The sequence below is a fragment of the Nesterenkonia aurantiaca genome (genome assembly GCF_004364585.1).
GTDB lineage: Bacteria > Actinomycetota > Actinomycetes > Actinomycetales > Micrococcaceae > Nesterenkonia > Nesterenkonia aurantiaca.
The window spans coordinates 1-16,549 of record NZ_SOAN01000005.1; the positions used below are offsets into that span (position 1 = coordinate 1).

19 protein-coding genes are annotated in these 16,549 nt (G+C 68.1%); 12 read left to right on the forward strand and 7 right to left on the reverse strand.

The genetic code is table 11. The features are described 5' to 3' along the window. The first annotated feature begins 704 nt into the window (after nt 1–704). Nucleotides 705–1,307, forward strand: coding sequence for a hypothetical protein (locus EV640_RS07210; protein ID WP_243832258.1), 603 nt, complete (start codon nt 705–707; stop codon nt 1,305–1,307). Between the two features lie 62 nt (nt 1,308–1,369). Here EV640_RS07210 and ctlX read toward each other — a convergent pair whose 3' ends face one another. Both ctlX and EV640_RS07220 read right to left on the reverse strand, forming a co-directional pair. Continuing rightward, on the reverse strand, nt 1,370–2,392 hold the full coding sequence (ctlX, locus tag EV640_RS07215) for a citrulline utilization hydrolase CtlX (protein ID WP_208292191.1): 1,023 nt from the start codon (nt 2,390–2,392) through the stop codon (nt 1,370–1,372). A 6-nt stretch (nt 2,393–2,398) separates the two neighbouring features. Further along, on the reverse strand, nt 2,399–3,427 hold the full coding sequence (locus tag EV640_RS07220) for an ornithine cyclodeaminase (protein WP_133726158.1): 1,029 nt from the start codon (nt 3,425–3,427) through the stop codon (nt 2,399–2,401). Between the two features lie 147 nt (nt 3,428–3,574). Here EV640_RS07220 and EV640_RS07225 point away from each other — a divergent pair, with 147 nt between their 5' ends. From EV640_RS07225 to EV640_RS07235, 3 genes are all read left to right on the forward strand, one after another. Beyond that, on the forward strand, nt 3,575–4,006 hold the full coding sequence (locus EV640_RS07225) for an Lrp/AsnC family transcriptional regulator (protein WP_106122999.1): 432 nt from the start codon (nt 3,575–3,577) through the stop codon (nt 4,004–4,006). Between the two features lie 156 nt (nt 4,007–4,162). Beyond that, on the forward strand, nt 4,163–5,464 hold the full coding sequence (locus EV640_RS07230) for a M16 family metallopeptidase (protein WP_036473877.1): 1,302 nt from the start codon (nt 4,163–4,165) through the stop codon (nt 5,462–5,464). Between the two features lie 39 nt (nt 5,465–5,503). Continuing rightward, the gene (locus EV640_RS07235) at nt 5,504–6,019 is read left to right on the forward strand and encodes a hypothetical protein (protein ID WP_051500860.1); all 516 of its coding nucleotides are present in this window, start codon (nt 5,504–5,506) and stop codon (nt 6,017–6,019) included. 70 nt (nt 6,020–6,089) lie between these two features. Here the strand turns inward: EV640_RS07235 and EV640_RS07240 are convergent, their stop codons facing one another. The 3 genes from EV640_RS07240 to moaA all read right to left on the reverse strand — a co-directional run bounded on the left by EV640_RS07240 (nt 6,090) and on the right by moaA (nt 8,097). Then, on the reverse strand, nt 6,090–6,470 hold the full coding sequence (locus EV640_RS07240; RefSeq protein WP_133726159.1) for a nuclear transport factor 2 family protein: 381 nt from the start codon (nt 6,468–6,470) through the stop codon (nt 6,090–6,092). A gap of 62 nt (nt 6,471–6,532) precedes the next feature. After that, a complete protein-coding gene (locus EV640_RS07245; protein ID WP_036473875.1) occupies nt 6,533–6,934 on the reverse strand; it encodes a ubiquitin family protein in 402 nt (133 codons plus the stop codon). A gap of 5 nt (nt 6,935–6,939) precedes the next feature. Continuing rightward, nucleotides 6,940–8,097, reverse strand: coding sequence for a GTP 3',8-cyclase MoaA (gene moaA / locus EV640_RS07250; protein WP_133726253.1), 1,158 nt, complete (start codon nt 8,095–8,097; stop codon nt 6,940–6,942). A gap of 158 nt (nt 8,098–8,255) precedes the next feature. Here moaA and EV640_RS07255 point away from each other — a divergent pair, with 158 nt between their 5' ends. The 8 genes from EV640_RS07255 to EV640_RS07290 all read left to right on the forward strand — a co-directional run bounded on the left by EV640_RS07255 (nt 8,256) and on the right by EV640_RS07290 (nt 15,200). Then, nucleotides 8,256–9,599 (forward strand): molybdopterin molybdotransferase MoeA, encoded by a 1,344-nt coding sequence (locus EV640_RS07255; protein WP_166645885.1) that lies wholly within the window; start codon nt 8,256–8,258, stop codon nt 9,597–9,599. Beyond that, nucleotides 9,596–10,138, forward strand: a complete 543-nt coding sequence (gene moaC / locus EV640_RS07260; protein ID WP_133726161.1) for a cyclic pyranopterin monophosphate synthase MoaC — start codon at nt 9,596–9,598, stop codon at nt 10,136–10,138. Before EV640_RS07255 ends, moaC begins: the two co-directional genes overlap by 4 nt. Further along, the gene (locus tag EV640_RS07265; protein WP_084479346.1) at nt 10,135–10,740 is read left to right on the forward strand and encodes a MogA/MoaB family molybdenum cofactor biosynthesis protein; all 606 of its coding nucleotides are present in this window, start codon (nt 10,135–10,137) and stop codon (nt 10,738–10,740) included. The genes moaC and EV640_RS07265 overlap by 4 nt, the downstream gene beginning before the upstream one ends. Then, nucleotides 10,737–11,225 (forward strand): molybdenum cofactor biosynthesis protein MoaE, encoded by a 489-nt coding sequence (locus EV640_RS07270; protein WP_084479345.1) that lies wholly within the window; start codon nt 10,737–10,739, stop codon nt 11,223–11,225. The genes EV640_RS07265 and EV640_RS07270 overlap by 4 nt, the downstream gene beginning before the upstream one ends. A 97-nt stretch (nt 11,226–11,322) precedes the next feature. After that, nucleotides 11,323–12,063 (forward strand): GntR family transcriptional regulator, encoded by a 741-nt coding sequence (locus EV640_RS07275; protein ID WP_084479344.1) that lies wholly within the window; start codon nt 11,323–11,325, stop codon nt 12,061–12,063. Nucleotides 12,064–12,169: 106 nt separating this feature from the next. Further along, nucleotides 12,170–13,168, forward strand: coding sequence for a Bug family tripartite tricarboxylate transporter substrate binding protein (locus EV640_RS07280; RefSeq protein WP_133726162.1), 999 nt, complete (start codon nt 12,170–12,172; stop codon nt 13,166–13,168). Between the two features lie 33 nt (nt 13,169–13,201). Continuing rightward, nucleotides 13,202–13,654, forward strand: a complete 453-nt coding sequence (locus EV640_RS07285; protein ID WP_036473870.1) for a tripartite tricarboxylate transporter TctB family protein — start codon at nt 13,202–13,204, stop codon at nt 13,652–13,654. Nucleotides 13,655–13,673: 19 nt separating this feature from the next. After that, complete coding sequence (locus EV640_RS07290) at nt 13,674–15,200, forward strand: tripartite tricarboxylate transporter permease (protein WP_208292192.1); 1,527 nt, start codon at nt 13,674–13,676, stop codon at nt 15,198–15,200. 71 nt (nt 15,201–15,271) lie between these two features. Here the strand turns inward: EV640_RS07290 and EV640_RS07295 are convergent, their stop codons facing one another. Both EV640_RS07295 and dapB read right to left on the reverse strand, forming a co-directional pair. Next, the gene (locus EV640_RS07295) at nt 15,272–15,724 is read right to left on the reverse strand and encodes a hypothetical protein (protein ID WP_036473867.1); all 453 of its coding nucleotides are present in this window, start codon (nt 15,722–15,724) and stop codon (nt 15,272–15,274) included. A 5-nt stretch (nt 15,725–15,729) separates the two neighbouring features. Continuing rightward, the gene (gene dapB / locus EV640_RS07300; RefSeq protein ID WP_036473865.1) at nt 15,730–16,491 is read right to left on the reverse strand and encodes a 4-hydroxy-tetrahydrodipicolinate reductase; all 762 of its coding nucleotides are present in this window, start codon (nt 16,489–16,491) and stop codon (nt 15,730–15,732) included. Nucleotides 16,492–16,549 lie beyond the last annotated feature (58 nt).

The following is a 16,549-nucleotide window of genomic DNA, read 5'->3' on the forward strand; positions in this document are numbered from 1 at the left end:
CTACCTCACGCCCGCCGAGTACGCTCGGCAATGCACCTACCAAACGGAGAACGACGACTCCCACAACGTGTGGACCTAACAGAGGGGGCGGCTCACACCGCCTATGACGAAGAGGCTGAATCCGTGGGGGTTGTCGAGAGTCAAACGTACAACGCTGAGGCATTTCTCTACTTCGATGGCAATCAGTGGTGGGTTTCGGAGCTCGAGGTAGCGAGCGCGGTCGGCGAATGAGACCGCGGCGTATCGGGGGCGCTCTGATGTTGTTAGGTAGCGTCACGGCGCAATTTCTCGCGGTGCCCTTCGATGCTGAGTCGATCAGTCCACAGATGTCGGGGACCTGTGACCACGTGGTCACTTGGGAAGGAAGAGCGGCCCGGGGCGCGGCGAAGTGTGAGCGTCCCCAATTCGAATCGGTGGACCGATCACGGCGGGTGCCACAGAGTGAAGGCGAAGAATATGTCACTGGTGAGAGGGAGTCTGGCTGGTCAAGTCCTGCCCCGGAGGCCCAGCCGACCTACTGCAGTGCCGAAGACGGAGCAGCCCCAGCCGGGTGTCGAGTCGTATTGCTAGACGAGTGTGCGTCTCGCGGCCTGGATTTAATCAATCCAGTCGATACCGGGGAGTTCTCTGGCTTCGTCTGTGCGCCCACCGCTGAGGTAGCTGACCTCGAAGAAGTTGAAGTCGAAGAAGAGGCCGTCGACATCATGGCTCTCTTACCCGGCGCCGTAGAAGAAGCCTTCGCAACCCTCCCCATCGCCGGGGGCTCCGTCGAATTTGAACCTGATCTCCTCGGTTTCGGTTACCGGAACCGGCACACGCATATGTTCGCGGACGTCGAGACGCAGACCTTGAACCAGACGCTTCTCGGCATCCCCGTGGAGATCCGCGTGAATCCGCAGAGCTTCCAATGGAACTACGGCGATGGCGCCAGTCGCGCCACCTACGAGCCCGGAGAACCAATGCCCGAGAGCTGGCAGGGCGAGACCGTGGTCAAGACCAACCAGGAAACCCTCACGAGTCACGTCTACACCGAGACCGGGCGTTTCCCGGTCGGCCTGGCCACGACGTTCGTCGGGGAGTATCGAGTTGGCGGCGGACCCTGGATCGTGATCCCGGGCTCGGTAGATGTCCAGGCCTCACCGGGGCAGGCGGATATCTGGCGAGTCGCCGCACGCAACGTCTCCGGCTCCTGCCGCAATGCCGTCGACTGGGGCTGCAATGGCCCAGTCACCCTTGAACCCGGTGACACTCCACCGAAGATCTTCGCCGACCAGTACGACGCCAACGGCAACTGGCTGGGGGACTGAGTCCAGGCGCCGCGGCGGCATCGACGCAGAAGGCGCCGCCGCGTCGTCGTAGGTCCTCGGCGTCAGCGGAGGGGGAGGTGGTTGCCGGCGATCATGCATCGCACCGACCCGCCTGCGGCCTCCAGGGTGGAGACCTCCACCGGCACCAATGTGCAGTGTGCCGAGATCGTCTCCCGCTGCTCCTCCGTCAGGCTCGCCTCGGCCGTGGTGGAGAGCACCAGGTAGCGTCCGCCGGGCCCGGCAAGTTCCAGGCAGTTTCCGGCGAAACGGTTGACCTGGGATTCGCTGAGCCCCACCACGGTGCGGCCGGAATCACGCAGCACCTCGAGCACGTGCTCGCGCTGGGAGACGTCGCGGATCATCGCGCTGCTGATCAGGGCGAGGTCGGTGCCCACGGACATCATGACGTTGGTGTGGTACACCGGCACCCCGTCGCCGTCGGTGGCGTCGAAGAGCACCGGGGTATAGCCGAAGTCCCGGCAGAACTCAGCGAAGAGTCCACCGGAGAGCCGCCGGGAGCGGCAGGCGTAGGCCAGGCGCTCGCGGTGATCCAGCACCATCGAACCGGTGCCCTCGAGGTACTCCCCGAAGCGTTCGGCCGAGGAGTAGTCCACCACCCGGCGGACTCGGTGGGTCTCCTGTAGGTGCGCAAGAATGTCCTCGCGCCGCTCGGCCCGGCGGTTCTCCGCATACATCGGGTACAGCGTGACCGTGCCATCGGGATGGGTGCTGAACCAGTTGTTCGGGAACACGCTGTCCGGCGTCTCTGCGGAGGAGTCATCGAAGAGGTCCACTCCGATGCCCAGACTTCCCAGGGTGCGCCCGAGCTCGGTGACCTCGGCATAGGCCGCGGCAGCTACTGCACGGGAGGCATCCCGGGCGGCTGAGGGCAACAGCGCGTGGAGGATGCGCTGCTGGAAGCTGTTGTCCGCCGCCGTCTCAGGATTCGGTGTGAAGTGGTGCGGTCGGACCAACACCACCCGAGAGGGGGCCTGCTCGGTCACTGAACCGGTGGCCGAAGCACCCGCCTCCCTGCGCGGTCGCATGTTGAGTCGCCCCGCGGGGGCCTCAAGCACTTCAGTCATAGAGGATCACCCCACCGGCTTCATCGAGCTGACCAGGGAGAACAGGTCCTTCGGGTCCTCGGGATCGGCGACCAGGTCCAGCGAGGTCTGCAGATCGGTGCCGGCAGTGGCATCACGGACGAAGCGCAGCGCCGAGAGGTCAGCAATCGCGAAACCCACCGAGTCGAAGATCGTGATCTGCTCGGCGGACTGCCGCCCGGTCTCGGCCCCGGTGAGCACCTGCCAGAACTCGACCACTGGGAAATCAGGCTCCATCTGCTGGATCTCACCCTCGATCCGGGTCTGCTCCGGGTACTCCACGAACACCCGGCCGCGGCGCAGGATCTCGGCATCGAGCTCGGTCTTGCCCGGGCAGTCTCCGCCCACGGCGTTGATGTGCACGCCGGGGGAGATCTGCGCCGAGCTCAGGATGGTGTTCTGTGCCTTGTCCGCGGTGCAGGTGGTGATGATGTCGGCGCCCGCGACGGCCTCGCTGGTGGATGATGCCAGGGTGACCCGGAAGCCGAGCGGCTCCAGGTTTCGACGCAGCTTCTCCATCGCGGCCGGATCCACGTCGAAGACCTGCAGGTCCTCGATGCCCAGCGCGGAACGGATCGCCAGCGCCTGGAACTCCGCCTGGGAGCCCGCGCCGATCAGCGCCATCCGCTGCGAGTCCGGGCGGGCCAGGGCCTTCGCGGTCATCGCCGAGGTCGCGGCGGTGCGCAGCGCGGTCAGCAGCGTCATCTCGGCGAGGAACGTGGGGTAGCCGTTGTCCACGTCGGCGAGCATGCCGAAGGCGGTCACGGTCTGGAAGCCGCGAGACGGGTTCAGGGGATGTCCGTTGACGTACTTGAAGGCGTAGGTCTCCAGGTCCGAGGTCGGCATCAGCTCGATCACGCCGAACGGGGTGTGGCTGGCTATGCGCGGGATCTTGTCGAAGCTCTCCCAGCGGCGGAAGTCATCCTCGAGGTAAGCGATCATCTCGGTCATCAGGTGCTCGACACCCTCGCGCTGGATCCAGCGGGCCATGTTGCCGACGTCGACGAACTGCGTCATCAGAAGCTCCTTCAGGGGTGGTGCGTGAATCGTGCCAGGTTGATGAGTCTCAGACTAGAGATCTCGATGTGCACATGTAAGAGCATTTGTGTTGAAATTCGGGGCGATCAGGTGGCAGTTTGTCAGGGTGCAGTTAGCATGATGTACATGCCGCGACTCACCGATCTCGACCGCCGCCTGATCTCCGCGCTGCGCAAGGACGGCCGCGCCCCGGTTGCGGCGCTCGCCGAACAGCTCGGGGTCGCCCGCGCCACGGTCACCAGTCGGATCGAGAAGCTCAAGGCGCAAGGGGTCATCGTGGGCTTCAGCGTGCGGGTCCACGATCACAACGAGACCGGCGAGGTCCGCGCGATCTCCTTCATCGAAGTGGTCGGACGCACCACCGATCACGTGATCGCCGAGCTGCGCGGTTTCCCCGAGATCATGGCGCTGCACACCACCAACGGCGGCTGGGACCTGGTTGCGGAGATCTCCTGCGAGAATCTGCGCGACTTCGACGAGGTGCTGCGCCGGGTGCGCGGGATCAAAGGCGTGGTCAACAGCGAGACCAGCCTGCTTCTGAGCTCGGTGGTCCGCTGAGAGCCGGAGCCGGCGCGGGGATCGTGCGGTCGCCGCGCGCGGAGCCGAACTGGCGCCGCCGTCGTTGTGCTCCCGCCGTCCCTCCCGGGCAGTTGAGTTATCCGGCGGCTACGTAGGTGCCGGATTCTTCAACTCGCCGGGTAACCTGGGGGGCCTATGCGCGTCACCATTGATCCTCACACCGAAGGCGTCCTGAACAACGACGCTGGCTCCACCGTCCGCCGCTCCGTGCTCCCCGCCGGGGTGCGGGTGCTCACCGAGGAGATGCCGGGCCAGCGCTCGGTCACCCTGGGGTTCTGGATCGGGGTGGGCTCCCGCGACGAGGCCGCCCATCAGCACGGTTCCACCCACTTCCTGGAGCACCTGCTTTTCAAGGGCACCAAGACCCGTTCCTCGCTGGAGATCGCCTCGGCCTTCGACAGCGTGGGCGGTGAGTCCAACGCGCTGACCGGCAAGGAGCACACCTGCTACTACGCCCGGGTGCTGGACACCGATCTGCCCATGGCCGTTGATGTGCTCACCGACATCGTCACCTCCGCGTTGCTGGACCCGGCCGAGATGGAGATCGAGCGCGGGGTGATCCTCGAAGAGCTCGCCATGGCCGAGGATGATCCCGAGGATGTGGTCCACGAGCGGTTCGGCTCCCAGGTCCTCGACGGCCACCCGCTGGGCCGCCCCATTGGCGGCACCCCCGCAGAGATCAACGCCGCCAGCCGCGAGGATGTCTTCAACCACTACCAGCGCTGGTACCGCCCCGATGAGCTGGTCATTACCGCCGCCGGTGGCCTCGACCACGACCACGTGGTCTCCCTCATCGCCGAGGCGCTGGAGAAGTCCTCCTGGGACATGAGCGTCCCCGGCTCGCCGGCGCAGCGCAGGGTCGGACAAGAGACCGAGATCCCGGTCCGTGCCGGCACCGAGACCATCATCAAACCGGTGGAGCAGTCCCAGGTGATCCTCGGCGGACGCGGCATGGCCGCCTCGGACGAGGACCGCTTCGCGCTCTCGGTGATGCACGCGGTGCTCGGCGGCGGCATGTCCTCCCGGCTCTTCCAAGAGGTCCGGGAGCGCCGCGGGCTGGCCTATTCCACATACTCCTTCTCCTCGGCGATGACCGACGCCGGCTATTTCGGGCTCTACGCCGGCTGCCTGCCGAACAAGGTCGCCAAGGTCACCGAGGTCATGGCCGCTGAGCTCGACCGGATCGCCACCGACCATGTCAGTGCCGAGGAGCTGACCCGCGCCAAGGGTCAGCTGCGCGGCGGCACCGTGCTGGGCATGGAGGAGACCTCCTCGCGGATGTCTCGGCTGGGCCGCGCGGAGCTGGTGCGCGGGGAGTTCGTCGACATCTCGGACACGCTGCACCAGATCGACGCGATCACCGCCGAGGACGTGCGCAAGGTCGCCGCCAGGCTGGCCGACTCACCGCGAGCTGTCACGGTGGTCGGGCCCGCCTGAACCGGAGGGTGATGCTGCAGTCCAGACCGAGGGGGCCTCATGCACGGCAGGCATAGCCACGGTGAGGCCCGACGCGCCGGCGCCGTGGTCGTGATGCTCGGCCTGGTGCTCCTGACGGCCTGCGCCGGAGACTCAGGTCCTATCGGGTCCGAGAGTCCTGGTGATCGGTCCACCAGCGGTCCTGCGGCGACCTCCCCGGAGGAAGGTCTCGACGGCGATGGCGGTGACGGCCCCGAGATGAACCCCACTCCGGTGCATGAGACCTCGGAGCTGGTGTCCGAGCACCTCTCCAGCTGGCAGGAATATAGCAGCGCCTCAGAGGCTGAGCTGCAGGTGGCCTTCTACAGCGGCAACCCCGCCTGCTATGGCGTGCGCTCGGTGGTGGAAGAGACCGATACCCAGGTTCGGGTGGCCACCATCTCAGGCACGCTGCCCGATGCGATCGACTCCGCCTGCACCCAGGAGGCCCGCTACGTCGCACTGGTCATCGAGCTCGACGAGCCGCTGGGCGAGCGTGAGGTCGTGCCGCTGACCGAGGTCGAGCTGACCCGCTGACCTGCTCGTGCGCTGACCCGCTGACCCGCTGACCCGCTGGCCCGCGCCTGATCCCCTGTGGTCCGCGCGTTCAGTGCGGCCCGGACCAGATCCGGCTCTGCGCAGCCCCAATTGCTTCGAGCCCGCCGAAGTAGACCTCGATCTCAGTGATCTGTCCGTCGACCACCTTCATGATCTCCACGTTGCTGAAGGGCTGCTGGTTCCGCAGCTGCGCGATGTAGCGCAGCATCACCGTGCCGGGTTCGATCTCCAGCACCGTCGTGATCTCCTGACGCAGGAACCGCTCTGCGGTGGGGAAGCAGGTGTCGAGGAAGGTGGACTTGTCCACGTGGTCATCCTGCGGCGAGGTGAAGGTCATGTCATCGCTGAGCAGCATTCGGGCTGCCCGTCGGTCTCCGACTCGGTAGGCCGCGAACTGCGCCAGAACCGTCTCCATCGGCGTCCTGATCATGCCCCGGAATCTACTCGACGGTCCTGTGGCATGTCAGCGGCTCGCGGCCCCAGATGCTTCGGTCAGCCGCCGGCGAAGGGCGGAAGCACGTCGAGCTGATCTCCGGGACGCACTCGGGAGGTCTCCGTCCGGGCCCTGACCCCATTGATCAGGACCGAGCTGCGCGCGCAGACCCGCTCCAGGCTGAGCGTCGCCGCGCCGTCGTCGGAGTTGTGGTCGGAGTGGCGCTCGGGGCGCTCGTCAGGGTTGCGATCGGCGTCACCGGCGGCGGAGTCGGCAGCAGGGCCGGGGCTTGAGCCCTGCTCCCGGACCATCCGCGGCAGGTCCGCCAGCAGCTCCATGACGGCTATTCCTTCTGCCGGGACCGGCAGCCTCAGCTCCTGCGCCCCGGCCGCTTCGGCGGCGGCGGCGAAGAACCGGACATGGATCGGCGCAGGGGTCGGCGCGGCGGAGATCTCGGGCATCTGGTTCAGCCTCCGATGGCGGACATGGAGCGGTCAGGGCGGTGGAAGCTGGCCAGATCGAAGCCGGGCCGGTCGGTGCCGTGGGCCGCGGGCTTGAGCCACATCGCTTCGGCCCAGGCCTGGGCGATCTCGGAGTCAGTGGTGGCCGGGTTCCGCAGCAGGTGCATCAGGTCGAACTCCTCGTTGGAGAACAGGCAGCTCATCACCCGGCCCTCGGCGGTGAGTCGGGTGCGTCGGCAGTCCGCGCAGAACGGCTCGGTCACCGAGGCGATCACGCCGACCCGGCCCAGCGGCTCGCCGGCCAGCCCGCCCAGGATCGCCTCCGCGCTGGTGCCCAGCGGGTAGACGTCGAAGCGTTCCGCCGGTGCCCCGTCGCGGTTCTCCGGTGTGGGGGTCAGCACGAACCGCGCCGAGAGCAGCTCCCGGGTCTCTGCAGCGGAGATGGTGCCTTCCTTGTTCCACTGCTGGTCCCCGTCCAACGGCATCTGTTCGATGAAGCGCAGCTCGAAGCCGCGCTCGATCGACCAGGCCAGCAGGTCTGCGGCGTGGACGTCGTTGATCCCGCGCATCAGCACGGCATTGATCTTCAGCGGGGTCAGTCCGGCCGCGGCGGCGGCCTCGACCCCGATCAGCACCTTGTCCAGGGAGTCTCGGCGGGTCAGCTGGGCGAAGGTCTCCCGGTGCACCGAATCCAGTGAGATGTTCACCCGGGTCAGCCCGGCCTCTGCCAGGGCCGCGGCCTTGCGCTCGAGCCCGATGGCGTTGGTGGTCATCGCGATGGGCAGCTCCGGATGGTCCGCGCGCAGCGCCGCGATGATGTCGACCAGATCGGCCCGGACCAGTGGCTCGCCGCCGGTGAGCCGGAGTTCGCGGACACCGAGGGTGTTGACCCCGATGTGCACCAGCCGGCGGATCTCCTCGGCCGAGAGGAGCTGATCCTTGCTCAGCCAGGGGAGCCCCTCGGCGGGCATGCAGTAGGTGCAGCGCAGATTGCACTTGTCGATCAACGAGATTCGCAGGTCCGTGGCGCGTCGGCCGAAGGAGTCCATCAGCCCGCGGGCCGGATCGGCGCCGCTGGTGTCCGCGGAAGCCCCTCCGGGCGAGCCGTCAGGACCCGGAGCGCGCAGACCGGAGGTTTTCTGCTGCGAAGGCAGGCCGGGCATGCCCAGCGAGACCGGGGTGGAGGCACCCGCGCGCAGCGGGTCGCTGCTCGAGTCACCTCGTGCGGGGGAGTGGTCAGCTGAAAACTGCTGCATCTGGCCATCGTAGCCCCGCGGCCTGTCATAAGGAGATGTCAGAGCCACTGCGTAGACTGGGAGCCATGTCAGAGACCACCCCCCGCGTACCCGTCGAAGAGCACATCAGCCGACTCAAAGAGGTGCTCGGCGCCGCGCTGGGCGCCCGTGCCGCCGAGACCGTAGAGGTCTCTTCCGGGGGAGTCGCCGGCCGGATCGTCGCGGAGCGACTCGTCTCCGAGGTTCCCCTGCCCGGTTTCGACAACTCCCAGATGGACGGCTTCGCGCTGCGCGCCGCCGACCTCACCGTGCGCGACGGCGCAGCCACCCTGCCGGTGGCCGGCACCACCGCCGCCGGCCAGGAGCCCGGACTGCTGCCCCTGGGCGCCGCCTTCGAGGTGATGACCGGAGCCCCGGTCCCGGCAGGGGCCGATCTGATCATCCCTGTCGAGTTCACCCAGGGCTTCGGTGCCAAAGAGGTTCGGTTCACCGGGCTCACCGAGGCTGACGTGGTCCGCGGCCGCTACATCCGGGCGGTGGGCTCCGACATCGAAGCCGGCGCCCTCCTGGCCGAACCCGGTGACGTGATCAGCCCCGCCCAGCTCGCGGTGCTCGCAGCCTGCGGCTTCTCCGAGATCAGCGTGCTGGAGCCGATCCGCACCCTGGTGGTCTCCACCGGTGATGAGATCCGCCGCCCCGGCTCCGAGCTGCGCCCCGGCCAGCTCTACGACGCCGACACTCCGCTGCTCGGCGCGGTGCTGGAGACCTTCGGGCATCGGGTGGAGACCTCCCGGATCGGCACCGATGATCCGGCCTGGTTCCTCGAGGCGCTGGATGCGCTGGTCGCCGTGCATCACCCGCACCTGATCATCACCGCCGGGGGCATCAGCAAGGGCGCCTACGAGGTGGTCCGCCAAGGTCTCGGGCGACGCGGGATCTCCTTCGGCGTCGTCGCGCAGCAGCCAGGTGGTCCGCAGGGCTGGGGCCGGCTGGAAGGGGACCTCGAAGGCCGTGGGCTGCTGCACTGGCGCGCCCAGAGCGACGACGCCCGGGCACCGATCGCGGTCATCGCGCTGCCGGGCAACCCGGTCTCCTCCGCCGTGAGCATGGAGACCCTGGTCCGCCCGGCGCTGGCCGCGGTGGACCCCAACTGTGCTCCGCCGCGTCGGATCACCGTGCGCACCACCGAAGACATCAGCTCTCCGCCGGGCGTCCGGCAGTTCCGCCGGGTGCGGATCCTCGAGGACGCCGCCGCCGAGGCCGGCGCGGTGCCCACCGTGGCGCTCGAGGGCGGTCCCGGTTCACACCTGCTGGGCCACCTGGCACGGGCCGATGCACTGCTGGAGCTGCCGGAGGACGATGTCGAGATCCCGGCCGGCTCCGAGCGGCAGGCTGTGCTGATCACCGGTCGCGGGGTCGGGACCCGATGAGCGATCAGCCCACGCGGGACACGGAGCAGCCCGGCCAGAGCGCGGGGCGCCGACTGACCCACGTCCGCGGCGACGGCAGCGCGCATATGGTCGACGTCTCCGGCAAGGAGGTCACCCAGCGGGTGGCCCGGGCGCAAGCCGTGGTCAACACCACCGCCGAAGTCACCGCGCTGCTGGCCAGGGACGGGCTGCCCAAGGGTGACGCGCTGGCCACCGCACGGATCGCCGGAATCATGGCCGCGAAGAAGACGCCTGAGCTGATCCCGCTGTGCCACCCGCTGCCGGTCGCGAAGGTCACCGTGGACCTCGATGTCGATTCCCCGGCCCCTGGTTCGGTGCGGATCACCACTGAGGTCAAGACCACCTCACGCACCGGCGTGGAGATCGAAGCATTGACGGCGGCCACCGTGGCGGCGTTGACTCTGTACGACATGATCAAAGCCGTGGACAAAGGCGCCGTGATCACAGATCAGATGGTGCTGTTCAAGACCGGCGGCGCCAGCGGAGCATGGTCCAGGACTGAGACGGAGACTCGATGACCGACACCCCGCACGCCACCCCGCCCGAGCAGAGCCACACCGAGGACGCCTCCGGCGCTGAGCTGCCAGACCTCGGCGAGACCGACTACTCCGACGCCGAGACCGCCCGCATGATTGCTCCGGTGATCGTCTCCACCCGGGCGGCCACCGGGGTCACCGAGGACCGCTCCGCGCCAGTGATCGCGGAGTTCGCGCGCAAGATCGGCTTCTTCGCCCGCCCCCCGGTGCTGATCCCCGACGGGGAGGGGGTCCTCGCGGCACTCTCCGAGCTGCTGGTGCAGATCGAGCCCGCAGTGATCATCACCTCTGGAGGCACCGGGCTCACCCCCGATGACATGACCCCCGAGTTCACCAAGCCGCTGCTGGACAAAGAGATTCCCGGCGTGATGGAGGCCGTGCGCGCCCACGGCCGGACCAAGAACCCGCGGGCCTCGCTCAGCCGCGGCGTCGCCGGGGTCACCGGCAAGACTGTCATCGTGAATCTGCCCGGCTCTCCAAAAGCCGTGCGAGAAGGCATGGAGGTGCTCATCGAGCTGCTGCCCCACCTGTGCGACCAGGTCGCCGACATCCGCGACCACGAGGCCTGGGGCGGCGAGGAATGAGTTCCGAGACACCCCAGGAGCTCAACCAGGCAGGCTTCGCCGCCGAGGAGCCCTTCGAGTTTCCCCAGGAGCGGGTGATCCTGGCCCGGCTCAGCGATGAGCCGCTGAGTCCCGCCGAGGCGGAGGCAGAGGTCTGGGCGGAGCGGGCCGGCGCCGTCGTCGGCTTCTCCGGGATCGTGCGCAACCACGACCAGGGCCAGCCGGTGCACCGGCTCAGCTACACCGCGCACCCCTCCGCCGCCGAGGCGATCGCCCAGGTCGCGGTGGATGTCGCCGCCCGGTTCCCCACCGTGCGGGTCTGGGTGGCGCACCGGGTCGGTGAGCTGGGCATCGGGGACCATGCACTGGTCGCCGCTGTGGCCTCCGCCCACCGCGCCGAGGCGTTCCAGGCCTGCGCGGAGCTGGTCGAAGCGACCAAGCAGCAGGTCCCGATCTGGAAAGAGCAGTTCTTCGCCGACGGCAGCAAGGAATGGGTCGGTCTCTAGCGCTGTGCGGAGACGGTCATCCAAACGCATCACCGCAGTAATCGTCGCGTAACCCCGGGCAACCCGAGGGAAACACGACCCTCCTAGCGTTGTCAGCATGTATACAGACGTGTCGACAGACCCGAATACGGAGGCCAACGCGCTGCCCGCGGCGGACCGGGTCTACGCGGCGCTGCGCACGGCGATCCGAGCCGGTCAGGTCTCACCCTGGGACCGACTGACCGAGAAATCCGTGGCCTCGGAATTCGCCGTCTCCCGAACCCCCGTGCGCGAGAGCATCGCCCGGCTCGTGGCCGAGGGGCTGCTGCAGCGGCACAGCAACGGCTTCGGGCTCGTGCTGCCGACCCCCGATGCCCTCGGAGGCCTCTACGAGGCTCGCCTCGCCCTGGAGCTGCAGGGCATCCGACGAGTCGCCCACGGCCCGGCGGAATACGACACCGACCTGCTCGCCGCGCTCTCGACCCAATGGCAGCAGCTGCGCGCCGACCTGCCCGAGCCTGCACCCCAGATGGTCGCCCTGGACGAGGCGTTCCACTGCAGCGTGCTCGAGGCCGCCGGAGAACCGGCGCTCGTCTCGGTCCTGGTCCACGTCAACGACCGCATCCGCGCCCTGCGCATGTACGGCTACATGGCCTCCGACCGCCTGGCCCTCGCCGCGGAGCAGCACCTACAGATCCTCGATCTGCTCAAACTGCAGAAATATCACGACGCAGAGACCGCCATGACTGAGCACATCACCAGCTCCCGTCACGCGGCTCTGGCCCGTGCCCTGCACAAGAAGCCCGCCCACGGATTCGCTGGAACCGCCCCCACCGACACCGTCGCCCACTGGGCCTGACCGTTGACCACGCTCACCGACCTGCACCGCTGAGATCCCCCGCTCCGCCGCACCACCTGCACGGACCTGCTGACTCGCACCCCACCACCCACCTGAGGAGAACCCCGTGAAGAAGAACCCGCACCTGATCATCGGCACTCTGGCCATCGGCACCCTGGCGCTGAGCTCCTGCGGCGACACCGCCGAGGCGGGCGCCGCCGAAGAGGGGTTCCCCAGCGCCCCGGTCGAGATGGTCATTCCCTACCCGCCCGGCGGCGGCTCCGACGTGCTCTTCCGGCTCATGGCCGAATACGCCGAGGAGCACCTGGGAGAGAACATCGTCCCGATCAACGTCGAGGGCGCCTCGGCCACCGTGGGCTCACGCCAGGTCAAAGACTCCACCGCCGACGGCTACACGATCCTGGGCACCCACCAGGTGACCGCCGCCGCGTTCCACACCAACATCGTGGACTACGGCTTCGACGCCTTCGAGCCGATCGCCCTGGGCACCGCGACCCCGCACCTGCCCTCGGTGAGCGCCGACTTCGCGCAGGAGCACGGCATCGAGGACCTCCAGGGCTTCCTCGACCACGTCGAAGCGAACCCGGGCGAGGTGACCTGGGCCTTCACCACTGGCTCAGAAGACCACTACACGGTCGCCGCTATCCTCGACGCCGCGGGGATCGACCCCACCTCGCTGAACTACGTGAACTACAACGGCACCGGCCCGCAGTACGCGGCGCTGATCGCCGGCGAGGTCGATGGCATGACCGGAGACTACGCCTCCGGCGAGGGCTACATCGAAGACGGATCGCTGATCCCGCTGGGCGTGGTCAACGAGGACCGAGACCCGCAGCTGCCGGATGTGCCCACCGTCTCGGAGCAGGGCATCGACTTCACCCTCACCGTGGACCGCGGCTTCCTCGCCCCGGAGGGCACGCCTGCCGAGCACATCGAGGTCCTGCAGGACGCCTTCGAGGCGGCCTTCGCGGAGGAGGAGTTCCAGGAGCGTGTCGAGGAGCTCGGGTCCTACCCGAACTTCATGGACTCTGAGGACTACCAGTCCCACATCGACGAGCTGGACTCCTCGATGGAACAGCTGGCCGATCAGATGCAGGAATTCTGAGCATGAGGCCTCGCGCTCTGCAGAGGAGCTCGCATGGCTGACCGTCTCTTCTGCCTGGCCCTGGTGGTGCTCGTCGGCGCCTTCTGGTCCCAGACCACGGAGCTGCCCGGCCCCACCGGCGGCGCAGCCCTCGGCCCGGCCTTCTTCCCGCGGGTGATCCTCGGACTGATCTTCGGACTCACCGCAATCCTGCTGGTCCGCAGCTTCGTGGCCGCGGAACAGGCCGTGAGCTTCGCGGGCTTCGGACGCTTCCTCAAGGTGCACTGGCGGGTCCCCGCCATGGTGGCGATGCTCGCCGGTTACGTGGGACTGCTGGGGCTCACCGGCTTCGTGCTCAGCTCGACGATCTTTCTGCTCGGCGGGTTCGCCCTGCTGATCCGGGAGTACTCCAAACCGGTCCTCATCGCCAGCCTGGCGCTGGCCACGCTGTTGCCCTTCACCCTCAACTGGGTGTTCGAAAACGTCCTGCGCACTGTGCTGCCGTAGGGGAACAGGACTCACTCACATGATGGAACTAGGTCTGCTCGCCGCCGCCGGCGAGGTCGCCGCGCCGCTGACCCTGCTCACGATCCTGATCGGCGTCTTCGTCGGGATCATCGCCGGAGCGATCCCCGGCTTCACCTTCACCATGGCTCTGGTGCTGGCGTTCCCGTTCACCTTCGCCATGGGACCGGTCCAGGGCCTTGCCCTGATGATCGGCATCTACATCGGTGGGCTCTCCGGAGGTCTGATCGCCGGCATCCTGCTCGGCATCCCCGGAACCCCGTCCTCGGTGGTGACCATCTATGACGGGTACCCCATGGCCAAGGCGGGGGAGCCAGCTCGGGCGCTGGGGATCGGCATCGCCTCCTCGGTGATCGGCACGCTGATCGGCGCCGCCGTGCTGTTCCTGGTGGGACCGATCATCGGGCGCTTCACGTTGAACTTCGGGCCCTGGGAGGTCTTCTCGCTGGTGCTCTTCGCGCTGACGCTGGTGGCCGGTCTCAGCGGCAAACACCTGGTCAAGGGCCTGATAGCGGCCTGCCTGGGCCTGCTGATCAGCACGATCGGCGTTGCCCCTGCCGGACAGATGCGGTTCAACTTCGACAATCCCCAGCTCTCCGGGGGACTCAGCGCGATCCCGGTGCTGATCGGTCTCTTCGCGGTCTCCCAGCTGCTGGTCAACGTCGAGGAGTCCCGGTTGGACACCCGTCCCGCCGCGGGCACCGGGGCGCCGAAGATCCGGGTTCCCTACGCCCAGGTCATCGGAGATATGTGGCGGGAGAAGCGCAACGTGGTGCGGTCCTCCATGGTGGGCACGTTCATCGGCACCCTCCCGGCCGCCGGAGCGGAGTCGGCGAACTTCATCAGCTACGACCGCGCCAAGAAGGCAGAGAAGCGCGACCCGGAGAACTACGGCAAGGGACACCCGGGCGGGATCGTCGCCTCGGAGTCCTCGAACAACGCAGTGGCCGGCGGTGCGTTCATCCCGACCATCACCCTGGGCATCCCCGGGGACGTGGCGCAGGCCGTGATGATGGGAGCCCTGATCCTGCACGGCATCGCGCCCGGTCCGGGGCTCTTCGAGCGCCAACCGGTGCTGGTGAACTCGATCTACCTCTCGATCGTGATCGCAGCGCTGTGCGTGCTGGTGGTGCAGACCCTGCTGCTGCCGTTCCTCGCCCGGGTCACTCTGGTGCCCAAGGCGATCCTGGTGCCCTGCATCCTGGTGCTCACCGCGGTCGGGTCCTTCGCGATGAACAACCGGATCTTCGACATCTGGGTCGTCGTCGGCTTCGGGATCATCGGATTCCTGCTGGTGAAGCTGAGCGTGCCGCTGGGTCCGATGATCCTGGGACTGATCCTCGGGGCGACCCTGGAAGAAGAGCTGTTGCGCGCTCTGCAGCTCAGCGACTCGCTGAGCACCTTCGTCACCCGGCCGATCTCGCTTACGTTCCTGATCCTCGCGGTGGGATCGATCGGGTTCAGCCTCTATAAGGCGCACCGGGGCAGGAAGATCTCCACCGAGGCCAAGGAGCCGGTGCCGGTGTAGCGGATCCGAGGCGCGGCCCGGGGCACAGAGTCACCGGCCGCGCCCTCGCCGTGGAGGAGCCGAGTCGGCACCTACCGGCCTGCGCGGTCGGACTTCTCCATCGCGATGGCCTTGCGCATGTTCTTCCGGGCCCGGGTGCGATCCCCGGCGATGTCATAGGCGATGGAGAGCCGGAACCAGGAGCGCCAGTCTTCCGGGGCGGCCTCGGCCTCGGCGGCGTAGATCTTGAACTGCTCATCGGCCTGGGCGCGGTTCGCCCGGCCTCCGGCGGAGCGCTCCACGGTGTCCTCGGGCAGTCCACCCTCGGTCTCCAGCTTCCGGCCCAGCCGCTCGGTGCCGATGCCGAAGAGCAGCTCGCGGGCCAGCACCCAGACCCCGAGGATCACGATCAGCATCGCGCCGCCGCCGATGAGCTGCGCGGCGAGGTCATCGACCCGCAGGAACCGCCAGGCGGAGGCCCCAGCGCCGACCAACATGATGCTGAGCAGGACGATGACCAGTCCGGTCCAGAACTTCGTCTTCATCCGGTTTACAGCCCCAGATCCAGGTAGCCGTCGAGCCCGTGGGTCAGCCCGGGGCGTGAGCCCACGGTGCGCAGTCCCAGCAGCACGCCGGGCATGAAGGAGGCCCGGTCGAAGGAGTCGTGGCGGATGCTCAGCTGCTCACCGGTGGAGCCCAGCAGCACCTCCTGGTGCGCGACGAGCCCGCGCAGCCGCACCGAATGCACGTGGATCCCGGCGACCTCTGCGCCGCGGGCACCGTCCAGAGCGGTCTCGGTGGCATCGGGGGAGGGGCCGACGTCGGCGGCCTCCCGCGCCTGGCCCATCAGCTCCGCGGTGCGCACCGCGGTGCCGGAGGGGGCGTCGACCTTCTTCGGGTGGTGCAGCTCGATGATCTCTGCGGAGTCGAAGTACTGCGCGGCCTTGGCGGCGAAGGCGGTGGCCAGCACCGAGCCCAGTGCGAAGTTCGGGGCGATCAACACCCCGACGGAGGTGTGCTGGGCCAGCAGCTGCTCCAGCGACTGCAGCTTCGCGGCGTCCCACCCGGTGGTGCCGACCACGGCGTGGAGGCCATGCTCCACGGCGAAGCGCACATTGGCCTCGGTGGACTCCGGAACGGTCAGGTCCACCACATGGGTGGCGCCTGCGGAGAGCAGCTCTGGCAGCTCGGCCTCACGGCCCAGCGCGGCGACCAGCTCCATGTCCGGCGCGTTCTGCACGGCCTGAACGGCCTCGGTGCCCATGCGTCCGCCTGCGCCGAGGACGGCGACTCGAATCTCTGCTGTGCTCATCTGCCCAGCCTATCGCTCACCCCGCCGGACCCGGTGTCCTGCTCCGAGGCGGGTCCGG